The 12,315-nt window shown below is 71.2% G+C and carries 10 protein-coding genes; 7 read left to right on the top strand and 3 right to left on the bottom strand.

Annotated elements, in window-relative coordinates; genetic code table 11:
- Positions 1-72: 72 nt before the first annotated feature.
- From H0S66_RS07375 to rplI, 3 genes are all read left to right on the top strand, one after another.
- Positions 73-678 carry a single-stranded DNA-binding protein gene (locus H0S66_RS07375; protein WP_179614815.1) on the top strand — a complete coding sequence of 202 codons (606 nt, stop codon included), beginning with the start codon at positions 73-75 and terminating at the stop codon, positions 676-678.
- Between the two features lie 99 nt (positions 679-777).
- Positions 778-1,014 (top strand): 30S ribosomal protein S18, encoded by a 237-nt coding sequence (rpsR, locus tag H0S66_RS07370; protein WP_179614814.1) that lies wholly within the window; start codon positions 778-780, stop codon positions 1,012-1,014.
- A 14-nt stretch (positions 1,015-1,028) separates the two neighbouring features.
- Positions 1,029-1,475, top strand: coding sequence for a 50S ribosomal protein L9 (gene rplI / locus H0S66_RS07365; RefSeq protein WP_179614813.1), 447 nt, complete (start codon positions 1,029-1,031; stop codon positions 1,473-1,475).
- A gap of 84 nt (positions 1,476-1,559) precedes the next feature.
- On the opposite strand, the gene H0S66_RS07360 is transcribed toward rplI, so the two are convergent.
- The 3 genes from H0S66_RS07360 to H0S66_RS07350 are packed head-to-tail and all read right to left on the bottom strand — an operon-like array spanning position 1,560 to position 4,802.
- Entirely contained in the window at positions 1,560-2,774 is a 1,215-nt protein-coding gene (locus H0S66_RS07360) for a hypothetical protein (protein WP_179614812.1), read from the bottom strand.
- Positions 2,775-2,833: 59 nt separating this feature from the next.
- Entirely contained in the window at positions 2,834-3,406 is a 573-nt protein-coding gene (locus H0S66_RS07355) for a hypothetical protein (protein ID WP_179614811.1), read from the bottom strand.
- A gap of 10 nt (positions 3,407-3,416) precedes the next feature.
- On the bottom strand, positions 3,417-4,802 hold the full coding sequence (locus H0S66_RS07350) for an MATE family efflux transporter (RefSeq protein WP_258017148.1): 1,386 nt from the start codon (positions 4,800-4,802) through the stop codon (positions 3,417-3,419).
- Positions 4,803-5,424: 622 nt separating this feature from the next.
- Here H0S66_RS07350 and H0S66_RS07345 point away from each other — a divergent pair.
- From H0S66_RS07345 to H0S66_RS07330, 4 genes are all read left to right on the top strand, one after another.
- Positions 5,425-8,412 (top strand): replicative DNA helicase, encoded by a 2,988-nt coding sequence (locus H0S66_RS07345; protein ID WP_179617246.1) that lies wholly within the window; start codon positions 5,425-5,427, stop codon positions 8,410-8,412.
- 240 nt (positions 8,413-8,652) lie between these two features.
- Positions 8,653-10,308 carry an ABC transporter substrate-binding protein gene (locus H0S66_RS07340; protein WP_179614809.1) on the top strand — a complete coding sequence of 552 codons (1,656 nt, stop codon included), beginning with the start codon at positions 8,653-8,655 and terminating at the stop codon, positions 10,306-10,308.
- 40 nt (positions 10,309-10,348) lie between these two features.
- Entirely contained in the window at positions 10,349-11,353 is a 1,005-nt protein-coding gene (locus H0S66_RS07335; protein ID WP_179614808.1) for an ABC transporter permease, read from the top strand.
- On the top strand, positions 11,350-12,315 hold the full coding sequence (locus tag H0S66_RS07330) for an ABC transporter permease (protein WP_258017147.1): 966 nt from the start codon (positions 11,350-11,352) through the stop codon (positions 12,313-12,315). The genes H0S66_RS07335 and H0S66_RS07330 overlap by 4 nt, the downstream gene beginning before the upstream one ends.

Below are 12,315 nucleotides of genomic sequence, written 5' to 3'. Positions count from 1 at the left end.
GCCACCATGGTCGCGAACGCTGTCTCGGACGACCGAACAGCACCAGGATCAGCACACCGCTAGGGAGACCTCATGGCAGGCGAGACCGTCATCACGGTGGTCGGCAACCTCGTCGACGACCCGGAGCTGCGCTTCACCCCCTCGGGGGCGGCCGTGGCCAACTTCCGGATCGCGTCGACGCCGCGCACCCTCAACCGTCAGACCAACGAGTGGGAGGACGGCGAAGCGCTGTTCCTGTCCTGCTCGATCTGGCGGCAGGCCGCGGAGAACGTCGCCGAGTCCCTCCAGAAGGGCATGCGCGTCGTGGTCCAGGGCCGGCTCAAGGCCCGCAGCTACGAGACCCGCGAGGGTGAGAAGCGCACCGTGATGGAGCTCGAGGTCGACGAGGTCGGCCCGTCCCTGCGCTACGCGACCGCCAAGGTCGCCCGCACGACCCGTCAGGGCGGCGGCGGAGGCTACTCCGGTGGCGGCCAGGGCGGCGGCGGAGGCTACTCCGGCGGCGGCCAGCAGGGCGGGGGCCAGGGCGCAGCCCCGGCCAACGACCCGTGGGCCTCGCCGGCTCCCCAGCAGGGGGGCCAGCAGGGCGGCGGCTTCGGCGGGGGCCAGTCCCGGCCGGCCCCGGCCCAGGGCAACGACCCCTGGGGCGCCCCCGGCGTGGGCGAGGAGCCCCCGTTCTGATCCTGGACCGCTCGGTCCAGCACCACCTGTCCAGACAAACCTGACCCATTCCGACCCGGTAGCCACTCCGGGGCGGGCTTCTAGAAAGGAAGCACCACAATGGCCAAGGCAGTGATTCGCAAGCCCAAGAAGAAGGTTTGCCAGTTCTGCAAGGAGAAGGCGAGCGGCGTCGACTACAAGGACGCCACCCTCCTTCGCAAGTTCATCTCCGACCGCGGCAAGATCCGCGCGCGTCGGGTGACCGGCAACTGCGTCCAGCACCAGCGCGACGTGGCCATCGCCGTCAAGAACGCCCGCGAGGTGGCCCTGCTGCCCTACACCTCCACCGGTCGCTGAGAGGAGCACGGACGATGAAGCTCATCCTGACCCAGGAGGTCACCGGTCTCGGTGGCCCGGGCGACGTGGTCGAGGTCAAGGACGGCTACGGCCGCAACTACCTCGTGCCCCGTGGCGTGGCCATCCGCTGGACCCGCGGCGGCGAGAAGACCGTCGAGTCGATCAAGGCCGCGCGCACCAGCCGCGCGGTCCGCGACCACGACCACGCCGCTGAGATCAAGGCCAAGCTCGAGGCGTCGACGGTCAACGTCGCCGTCAAGGCCGGCGAGGGCGGGCGTCTCTTCGGCGCCGTCACCCCCGCCGACATCGCCTCGGCGCTGACCGAGACGACCGGCGAGGCCGTCGATAAGCGCACGATCGCGGTCAAGAACCCGATCCGCTCGCTCGGCAACCACGAGGTCTCCGTGCGGCTGCACGACGAGGTGTCCGCCACGGTGGCCCTCAACGTCGTCAAGGCCTGAGACCCAGCAGCACCCTGCAGCACCGCGACGGGCCCGGACCTCCACTGGAGGTCCGGGCCCGTCGTCGTGCGTCGGGGCTGCGGCTCAGCGCAGCATGATCGCGTCGAGCTGCACCGGCTTGCCGCGGCTCATCACCCGGAAGGCGATCTTGCCGGTGAAGGAGGCGCTCTGCTCGTTGCGCACGACGACCACGTCGCTGCGGGTGGTGCGCTTGCCGCCGAGCTTGACCTTCTGCCACACGCCGCCGGGGATCTTGTACTTCAGCTTGCCGCTCGTGGGCCCGGTGGTGGCCAGCAGGCGCACCTCGCGCACGTCGACGCCGGCGACGGTGATCTTGGTCTTGTACGCCGACGCCTCCAGGTAGTCGCCGCCGAAGGACTTGGCGCGGCGCTTGGTCGCCCAGCGACGGCCCGGGGAGACCAGGTCCTCGGGGACCGTGAAGCTGGTCGTGGCCGGCAGGGCCGAGGTGTTGCCGGCCCGGTCGGTCACCGAGACGCTCAGGGTCCGGGTGCCGGGCCCGAGGTCCTTGAAGGTCACGTGGTCGTCGCGGCAGGGCATCGCCTCGCCGTCGATGTCGCAGGTGTAGACCAGCGGCGACTCCGAGCCGGTGATGCGCAGCGTGGGGCTGTCGGTGGTGAGCATCGGGCGGTCGGGGGTCTCGGGGTCGAAGGGCTGGTTGAAGATGCGGGCGACGGGGGCGACCGTGTCGAGCTTGAAGGTGGCCTCCTCCGGCGTCTGGTCGACGTCGGGCAGGTCGGTCTCGGCCCCGTTGGAACCCAGGATCAGGTCGTTCTGGGTGGCGTCGATCTTGCGGTCGGCGGCGTCGTAGGCCCGCACCCTGAAGGTGTAGGGGGTCTCGCGACCACCGAGCTCGCGCCGGGTGTCCTCGAGGTCGTCGTACGTCATCGGGCTCGTGCAGGCGGTCCACTCGTCCTCGGGCGGGGCCTCGGGGGTGTTGAAGAACTGGCACTCGAACGCGATCGGGTCGGTGTCGGCGTCGGTGTGGGCGCCGGAGAAGGTGAAGGTCACCGAGTCCTGGGCGATGAAGCCCGCCTCGTTGGGGGCGGGGGAGGCCGTCACGGCCGAGGTGACGGGTGGCTCGCTGTCGTCGCACCGGTCGCCGGGTCCGATCGGCGAGGGCAGCGGCAGCGGGATCGGGAGCTCGCCGGGAGGTGCTGCCTCGCTGAGGCAGCCGGGCTCGGCGTGGGCGGCCGGCATCGCGAGCACCGGCAGCAGGGCGCCGACGAGAGCGGCCACGGACAGGGCCGCGCCACGACGTACGGACGGGGGGACGGTCATCGAGATTCCTCCGAGGGGGCTGGCGGGGTCGATGCTTCAACGCCCCGCTCCGCCTCAGGCTACGAATCCCGGGCGGTCCTCGCGGCGCTTCGACCGAAGTCGCGGGGGGTGCCGCCGGCCCACGGGCGCCGCGCATCGACCAGCAGCATCACGATCACGGTGAGGATCAGGAGGTCGGCGAGCACGAAGGCGAGGGGCTCGAGCTGGTCCAGACCAGCGCCGTAGACGAGGACGGGCAGCACGGCGACCAGCACCGCGACGGTGCGCACCAGGTGCCAGCGCCGCCGCGGGGCCGGGTCGTGCGCGCCGGCGGCGGCCGCGGCCAGCTCGTGGGCCAGGAGGACCGTCACCAGCAGCGCCGGCAGGCTCAGCGCCCAGGCGATGGCGGGGTCGACGTCGGCGAGCGCCTCGTGCAGCAGCGGGAACCACAGCAGCGCGGAGAGCAGGCCCGCGGTGACGGCCAGCCCGACCAGGACCGGTCGCTGCCGGGTCGCCGAGGTCCGGGGCAGGCGGCGCAGCGCCGCCACGACCAGGGCCCAGCCCACCCAGTCGGCCAGCACGTCGTACCCGCCGACGGGCGCGACGAGCGCGACCAGGAGCAGGCCCGAGGCGACCAGGGAGAGCGGGGCCATGGCGGGGAGCCTACGACCCGGCGCCCGAGCGGGTCCGGGACGGGCCGGGGGTGCCCCCGCCGGTGACCACCCAGGCGTCGCTGCGCTCGCGGAGCACCAGCACCAGCATCCGCGAGCCCATGAAAGCCGTCGTGTAGGCGACCCACAGGGCCAGCAGCCCGCCCCACGAGGCGGCGAGCAGGGCGACGGGCAGGTAGACGACCAGGGTGAGGAGCCCCCCGACGGCCAGGTAGCGGCCGTCACCGGCTCCGATCAGCACCCCGTCGAGCACGAAGACGATGCCGGCCACGGGCTGGCCCAGGGCGGCGATGAGCAGCACCGGCACCAGCGCCTCGTGGACGGCTGCGTCCCGACTGAAGAGCGGGCCGAGCAGCGGGCTCGCGGCGGCCAGCAGCACTCCGGTGACCACCCCGCTGACCACGCCCCAGCGCAGCATCCGCCGGGTCAGCCGCCGGGTGCCTGCCACGTCGCCGGCGCCGAGGGTGCGTCCGGTCAGGGCCTGCGCCGCGATCGCGATGGCGTCGAGCACGAAGGCCAGGAACCCCCACAGGGTCATCGCCAGCTGGTGGGTGGCCAGGTCGACGTCGAGCCCGGCGCCGGGGGCGGCGCCCAGGGTGACGGCGTACGTCGTGGTGAGGATGGCGGCGCGCAGGGTCAGGGTGCGCACCACCAGGGGCACCCCGGCCCGGGCGGCCAGGCGGATGCCGGGCAGGTCGGGGCCCAGCGGGGCGCCCTGCGCCCTGGCGCCGCGCACGACGACCACGGTGAGCACGGCGGCGCTGAGCACCTGGGCGACGACCGAGCCGATCGCCGAGCCGGCGATGCCGAGGCCGACGGGGTAGACGAGCACGACGTTGAGCACGATGTTGAGCACGTTGCCGCCGACGGCGACGTACAGCGGGGTGCGGGTGTCCTGCAGGCCGCGCAGCACCCCCGTGGCGGCGAGCATCACCAGCAGCGGCGTGGTGCCGAGGAAGGCGATGCGCAGGTAGGTCGTGGCCTGCTCGCTGATCTCGGGCCCGGCACCGAAGGCCGCGACCAGCGGGTCGGTGAGCGCGACGCCGGCCACGGTGGTCACCACCCCGATCCCGACCGCCAGCCAGAGCCCGTCGACGCCCTGGGCCAGCGCGCCACGCAGGTCGCCGGCGCCGAGGCGGCGCGCGACGCCGGCGGTGGTGCCGTAGGCGAGGAAGACGCACAGGCCGACGGCGGTCTGCAGCACCACCGCGGCGATGCCCAGACCGGCCAGCTCGGGGGTGCCCAGCCGGCCGACGACGGCCGCGTCGCCGAGCAGGAAGAGCGGCTCGGCGACCAGCGCGAGGAACGCCGGGACGGCCAGCCGCCAGATCTCGCGATCGGTGGCCCGGTGCTCGGACGGGGCGCTGCGCGGGCTCACCCGCGGATCGTAGGCGCGTGCTGGTCGAGACCGGTCGCCGGCATCTGTCCCGTATTGGGGACAAGTTGTGGAAACTGCGCTAGTCGACGCTTTGTCGACAAACATCCAGGCATCCGGAGCGCGGCCGGCGGGTGAACGACGTCGTCCTGCCCACAATTTTCTGTCCACAGGTGGGGAGATCCGTTCGCCCAGGTCAGAGGGCGTTTTGTCGTTGCCGTGACTTGGTTCTCCACAGTTGTGTCCCCAGGCAGTGCACACGTCCTCGCGTGTCGTCCACGGGCATCCCCGGGTTATCCCCAGGCCCTGTGGACAACTCGCTTTCCGCTGAGGCGGATCCCCACGTACGGTCACGCGGACGAGGTCCTCGAGACGTCGTCCGGGACCGGTCTCCACGAGGTCCGGCGCCGCGTTGTCGGTGGCCGGTCCTAGCGTCGTGGGCACCGGCCCAGCCGGCACGGGGTCGGTCCGGGACCAGCCATGGGAGAGCACGTTGAGCGTCACCGAGCAGAGCGGCCGCACGGCCGAGGAGCCGCCCTACGAGGACTGGGGCGACGGGCCCGTCTCCTACGCGCCGGGCGAGCGTCCGCGCAGCGGCCCCAACGACCGCACGCCGCCGCAGGACATGGCCGCCGAGCAGTCGGTGCTGGGCTCGATGCTGATCAGCAAGGACGCGATCTCCGAGGTCACCGAGCGGGTGCGCGGCGGCGACTTCTACCGGCCCTCCCACGAGACGATCCACGACGCGATCATCGACCTCTACGGCCGCAGCGAGCCGGTCGACATGGTCACCGTCGCCGCCGAGCTGCAGCGTCGGGGTGAGCTGCAGAAGGTCGGCGGGGCCCCCTACCTGCACACGCTGTCTGCCAACGTCCCGATCGCGGCGAACGCGGGCTACTACGCCGAGATCGTGCGCGAGAAGGCGGTGCTGCGCCGCCTCGTCGACGCCGGCACCAAGATCGTGCAGATCGGCTACGCCGGCGAGGGCGAGGTCGACGACATCGTCGACCAGGCCCAGGCCGAGGTCTTCAAGCTCGCCGAGAAGCGGTCGGGCGAGGACTACGCCCCGCTCTCCGACATCATGGACGGCGTCCTCGACGAGATCGAGGCGATCGGCAACCGCGAGTCGGGCATCTACGGCGTGCCCACCGGGTTCGCCGACCTCGACGAGCTGACCAACGGCCTGCACAAGGGCCAGATGATCATCGTCGCGGCCCGCCCCGCCATGGGCAAGGCACTGGCGCTCGACACCCCACTGCCCACCCCGACCGGGTGGACCACCATGGGGGACGTCGCGGTCGGCGACCTGCTGTACGACGCCCAGGGTCGTCCCACCAGGGTGGTCGCGGCGACCGACGTGATGACCGGACGGCCCTGCTACGAGGTCGAGTTCTCCGACGGTTCGCGGATCGTCGCCGACGCCGAGCACCAGTGGTTGACCACGGCACTGGCGACCGGCCGCAGCGGAGTGGCCACGACTGCCGAGCTGGCCGCAGACCGCGGCGCCACGCATGTGATCGCCATGCCCGACGGGTCCGAGGTGAAGCTCGTCGACGTCGTGGCGGTGGAGTCCGTCCCGGTGCGCTGCGTCCAGGTGGACAACGAGGACCACCTGTATCTCGCGGGTCGGTCGATGATCCCGACGCACAACTCCACCCTGGCCCTCGACTTCTGCCGTGCGGCGTCGATCCACAACAACCTGACCAGCGTCTTCTTCAGCCTCGAGATGACGCGCTCCGAGATCACCATGCGTCTGCTCTCGGCCGAGGCGAAGGTGCCGCTCAACCACATCCGCAACGGCGCGATGGGTGACGACGACTGGACCAAGCTGGCGCGCAAGATGGGCGAGGTCTCCTCGGCCCCAGTCTTCATCGACGACAGCCCCAACATGACGATGATGGAGATCCGCGCGAAGGCGCGGCGGCTGAAGCAGAAGCACGACCTGCAGCTGATCGTCATCGACTACCTGCAGCTGATGAGCTCGGGCAAGAAGGTCGAGTCGCGCCAGCTCGAGGTCTCGGAGTTCTCGCGCCAGATCAAGCTGCTGGCCAAGGAGCTCGAGGTCCCGATCATCGCGCTGTCGCAGCTCAACCGTGGCTCTGAGCAGCGCGCCGACAAGCGCCCTGCCATGAGCGACCTGCGTGAGTCCGGCTGCCTGACCGCCGACACCCGGCTCCTGCGCGCCGACACGAACGCCGAGATCACCCTGGGCGAGCTGATGGCGACGGGCGCGACCGACGTCCCCGTCTGGGCGTTGGACGAGCGGCTCAAGCTGGTGCCGCGCACCCTGACGCACGCCTTCCCCAGCGGGACGAAGGCGACGTACCGGGTCACGCTCGCCTCGGGGCGCACGGTGGAGGCGACCGGCAACCACCCGTTCCTGACCTACGACGGCTGGGTGCCGCTGGCCGAGCTGACGACCGGCTCGCGCGTGGGCTCGGTGCGCCACGTGCCGCCCCCGATGCAGATCACTCCGCGCGACCCCGACGAGGTCGTCCTGCTCGCGCACCTGCTCGGTGACGGGTCCTTCGTCGAGCGCCAGCCGCTGCGCTACGCCAGCGTCGACGAGGCCAACCTCGCGGCGGTGGCCGAGGCTGCCTCCCGCCGGTTCGGCATCACCGCGGTCCGCGACGAGTACCCGGCCGCCCGGGTCACCACGCTGCGCCTCCCCGCGCCGTACCGGCTCGCCCGTGGCCGGCGCAACCCGATCGCGGCCTGGCTCGACGAGGACGCGCTCTTCGGTCTCCGCAGCCACCAGAAGTTCGTGCCCGACTGGGTCTTCGGGCTGCCCAAGGAGCAGGTGGGCCTCTTCCTGCACCACCTGTGGGCCACCGACGGGTGCGTCCACCTGGACGAGAAGCGCGGGACGGGCAGGGTCTACTACGCCACCACGAGCCGCCGCCTCGCCGACGACGTGACCAGGCTCCTCGCCAGGTTCAACGTCTTCACCCGCATCAAGCGGGTCCGCAAGGCCGGCTACCGCGACGGCTGGCACGTGCACGTCGTCGGGGCCGAGAACCAGCTGCGGTTCCTCGACGACATCGGGGTGCACGGTGCCCGCGGCGAGCAGGTCGCCCGCCTCGCGGCGGCGCTGCGCGACGTCCGGCCCAACACCAACCTCGACACCGTGCCGCAGGAGGTCTGGGGGCGCGTGCGCCAGGAGCTGGCGGACCGCCGGATGACGCACCGCGAGTTCGCCACCGCCATGGGGACCTCGTTCGGCGGCTCGACCATGTGGAAGCACGCCCCGAGCCGCGAACGGCTGGCCGAGGTGGCCGGAGTCCTCGGCGACGCCGACCTCGAGGTCCTGGCCACCAACGACATCTACTGGGATGCCATCGCCAGCGTCGAGCCCATCGGCGAGCAGCCGGTGTACGACGCCACGGTCCTGGGCGTGCACAACTTCGTCGCCAACGGCATCGCCCTGCACAACAGCATCGAGCAGGACGCCGACATGGTGATCCTGCTGCACCGCGAGGACGCCTACGAGAAGGAGTCGACCCGCCCCGGCGAGGCCGACCTGCTCGTGGTCAAGCACCGCAACGGCCCGACCCGCGACATCACGGTCGCCTTCCAGGGTCACTACTCGCGGTTCGTCGACATGGCGCACTGACGGCGGAGGCATTCGCCGACGACGGGCTGGAAGTGTGGAGTCCTAGATCAACCTGGTTCATCCACGACTCCACACTCCCGGTCGGTACGGCCGGACACGCGAGTGGCCCTCCCAGAAATCGTTGCCGGATCGCGACACGCGATCGGGGGCCGGGCTAGTGCTCTACGTCACATCGGCGCGCTACTGTCCCGCAGGTTCTGTTTCGTCACTCGGGCGAGACGCGACGAATTGAGGTGACACGTGCGGTCCACACAGAAGTCAACGCGCGCAGGTCTGGTCGGACTGGCCGCCGCTGCGCTGATCCTGACCAGTTGTGCCGAGAGCGAGCGCGACGGCGACGCGGGCGACGGTGGTGACGGCGCGAGCGGCGGCACCTTCGTCTTCGCCGGGTCCGCCGAGCCGGTGACCCTCGACCCGTTCTTCGCCTCCGACGGCGAGAGCTTCCGGGTCGCCCGCCAGATCTTCGAGGGCCTCGTCGGCACCGAGCCCGGGACGGCCGACCCCGCGCCGCTGCTCGCGACCGAGTGGGAGACCGGCGAGGACGGCCTGAGCTACACCTTCGACCTGCGCGAGGACGTCACGTTCCACGACGGCACCGCCTTCGACGCGGAGGCGGTCTGCTCGAACTTCGACCGCTGGTACAACATGCCCGAGTCGGCCCAGACCGACGACCTGACCTACTACTACGCGGCGCTGTTCCGCGGCTTCGCGACCGGCGACCGCGCCGACTCCGCGATCTACGACTCCTGCACCGCCGACGACGAGCTGACCGCGACGATCAACCTGAAGGAGCCCTTCGCCGGCTTCATCTCCGCGCTGTCGCTGCCGGCGTTCTCGATGCAGAGCCCCAGCGCGCTGGAGGAGTTCCAGGACGACGGGGCCACCAACCCGAAGAACTCCGCGTACTCCACCGAGCACCCCACGGGCACCGGCCCGTTCATGCTGGACGCCTGGAACCGCGGGCAGGACGTCACCCTGGCGCGCTACGACGACTACTGGGGCGACCCGGCGATCGTCGACGAGGCCGTCGTGGTCGCGATCGAGGACCCGAAGGCCCGTGCCGACGCGCTGCGTGCCGGCGAGATCGACGGCTTCGACCTGGTCGGCCCGGCCGACATCGCGCCGCTCGAGGAGGAGGGCTTCCAGATCGTCAACCGGGACCCCTTCAACGTCCTCTACCTCGGCATGAACCAGCAGCAGAAGCCGCTGGACGACCCCCAGGTCCGCCAGGCCATCGCGCACGCGCTCAACATCCCGGAGATCATCAGCGCCTCGATGCCCGAGGGCACCCAGCCGGCGATCGAGTTCATCCCGGACAGCGTGATGGGCTACACCGACGACGTGCAGACCTACGAGTTCGACCCCGAGCTCGCCAAGCAGATGCTCGCCGACGCCGGTGCCGACGGCGCCACCATCGAGTTCAACTACCCGACCGGTGTCAGCCGCCCGTACATGCCCCAGCCGGAGGACACGTTCAACGTGATCCGCTCCCAGCTCGAGGCGGTGGGCCTGAAGATCAAGCCCACGGCCGACCAGTGGAGCCCCGACTACCTCGAGAAGATCCAGGGCACCTCCAAGCACGGCCTGCACCTGCTCGGGTGGACCGGCGACTACAACGACACCGACAACTTCCTCGGCGTCTTCTTCGGCGCCAAGAGCAGCGAGTGGGGCTTCGACAACCCGGAGATCTTCGACGCCCTGCGCGAGGCCCGCGGACTGCCCACGCCCGAGGAGCAGGAGCCACTCTACGAGGAGATAAACAGGCTCGTCATGGACTACCTGCCCGGTGTCCCGCTGGCCCACCCGGTCCCGTCGCTGGCCTTCGGTCCCGACGTGAGCGGCTACCAGCAGAGCCCGGTGCAGGACGAGGTCTGGAACGTGGTCTCGGTCGGCTGACCGGCACCCGTCCCCGCACCTCTGACTCCGAAGGCAGTCGATGCTGAAGTTCGCGCTGCGGCGCCTGGCGCTGCTGGTGCCGGTGCTGTTCGGCCTCTCGGTGCTCCTCTTCGCCTGGGTGCGCGCTCTCCCCGGTGACCCTGCGCGGTCGCTGCTGGGGGAGCGCGCCACCCCGGAGGGGATCGCCCGGGTCAACGCGTCCTACGGCTTCGACCAACCGCTCCTGCAGCAGTACCTGATCTACGTCAAGGCACTGCTGCAGGGCGACTTCGGGGACTCGATCAAGACCGGCCAGCCGGTCCTGACGACCTTCTTCGAACGGTTCCCCGCCACGATCGAGCTGGCCACCACGGCCCTGCTGTTCGCGATCGTGGTCGGGGTGCCGCTCGGGTACCTCGCGGCCCGCAACCAGGGCCGCTTCCTCGACACCGCCGTGGTGTCGGGCTCGCTGCTCGGGGTGGCCACCCCGGTGTTCTTCCTCGCCATCCTGCTCAAGCTCGTCTTCGCCGACTGGCTCGGCCTGCTCCCGACCGCGCTGCGCCAGGACGCCCGGATGGACGCCACCCACATCACCAACTTCTACGTGCTCGACGGGCTGCTGACACGTGAGTGGGACGCCGCCTTCAACGCGATGGTCCACCTCGTCCTGCCCGCGGTCGCGCTCGGCACCATCCCGCTGGCGATCATCGTGCGCATCACCCGGGCCTCGGTGGCCGAGGTGCTGCACGAGGACTACGTCCGCACCGCGGAGTCCAAGGGCCTCAGCCGCCGCATCGTCAGCCGCCGCCACGTCCTGCGCAACGCGCTGCTGCCGGTGGTCACCACCATCGGCCTCCAGGCCGGCCTGCTGCTCTCCGGCGCCGTGCTCACCGAGAGCGTCTTCGCCTTCAACGGGATCGGCAGCTACCTCTTCCAGGCGATCTCCCAGCGCGACTTCCCCGTCCTCCAGGGGTTCATCATCTTCATCGCGATCACCTACTCCCTGATCAACCTCCTCGTCGACCTGGCCTACGGCGTCATCGACCCCAGGGTGAGGGTCTCGTGAGCGGCCGGACGGGCGCCGACTCCGCCGAGATCATGCTGGCCGGCAGCGGCGGGCACGGCGCGGGCCCCGACGAGGCCGGTGGCGTCGGTCTCTGGCGGGCGGCGTTCCGCCGCCTGCGGCGCAACCCGACCGCGATCGCCGGGGCGGTCATCGTGCTGCTCTTCGTGCTGGTCGCCCTCTTCGCCCCGCTGCTGACGTCCTACGAGCCGGGCTCCACCGCCGACGCCGGCCTGGTGACCCCGTCCTCGGTCCCCGGACCCTCCGAGGACCACTGGTTGGGCCTGGACCGCTACGGCTCCGACATGTGGACCCAGCTGGTCTACGGGGCCCGCCAGTCGCTGGCGTACGGCGTCATCTCGACCGCGATCGGCCTCGTCGCCGGCGCCGGCCTCGGCGCCGTCGCGGGCGGGTTCGGTGCGCTCGGCGGCCGGGTCGGCTCGTGGGTCGACAACGCGGTGATGCGCCTGGTCGACGTGATGCTGTCGGTGCCCAGCCTGCTGCTCGCGGTCAGCATCGTCGCCGTCCTCGGTCAGAACGCCTACGCCGTGATGATCGCGATCGGCACCGCGCAGGTGCCGATCTTCGCGCGCCTGCTGCGCGGCTCGATGCTCTCGCAGGGCAAGTCCGACTACGTGCTCGCCGCGGGGGCGCTCGGCATCCGCAAGCGGAAGATCGTCTCCGGCCACATCGTGCCGAACGCGATCGGACCGACCATCGTGCAGGCGACGCTGAACCTCGCCACGGCCATCATCGAGGTCGCGGCGCTGTCCTACCTCGGCCTCGGCGAGGCCGACCCCGCTGTGGCGGAGTGGGGCCGCATGCTCGTCGCGGCCCAGGACCGCTTCGAGGCCGCGGCCCGCCTCGCCCTCCTTCCCGGCTTCGCGATCGCCTTCACCGCCCTCGGCTTCACGCTGCTGGGCGAGGCGATGCGCGAGGCTCTCGACCCCCGGTCCCGGAGGTGA

The organism is Nocardioides marinisabuli (assembly GCF_013466785.1).
Lineage (GTDB): Bacteria > Actinomycetota > Actinomycetes > Propionibacteriales > Nocardioidaceae > Nocardioides > Nocardioides marinisabuli.
This window is presented reverse-complemented; position numbering and strand designations above follow the sequence as displayed.

What these genes read in the sequence shown, in the direction of transcription:
- H0S66_RS07335 (WP_179614808.1), top strand. Translation starts at nt 10,349, where the DNA reads ATGCTGAAGTTCGCGCTGCGGCGCCTGGCGCTGCTGGTGCCGGTGCTG.
- H0S66_RS07375 (WP_179614815.1), top strand. Translation starts at nt 73, where the DNA reads ATGGCAGGCGAGACCGTCATCACGGTGGTCGGCAACCTCGTCGACGAC.
- H0S66_RS07345 (WP_179617246.1), top strand. Translation starts at nt 5,425, where the DNA reads ATGGCCGCCGAGCAGTCGGTGCTGGGCTCGATGCTGATCAGCAAGGAC.
- H0S66_RS07355 (WP_179614811.1), bottom strand. Translation starts at nt 3,406, where the DNA reads ATGGCCCCGCTCTCCCTGGTCGCCTCGGGCCTGCTCCTGGTCGCGCTC.
- rplI (WP_179614813.1), top strand. Translation starts at nt 1,029, where the DNA reads ATGAAGCTCATCCTGACCCAGGAGGTCACCGGTCTCGGTGGCCCGGGC.
- H0S66_RS07360 (WP_179614812.1), bottom strand. Translation starts at nt 2,774, where the DNA reads ATGACCGTCCCCCCGTCCGTACGTCGTGGCGCGGCCCTGTCCGTGGCC.
- rpsR (WP_179614814.1), top strand. Translation starts at nt 778, where the DNA reads ATGGCCAAGGCAGTGATTCGCAAGCCCAAGAAGAAGGTTTGCCAGTTC.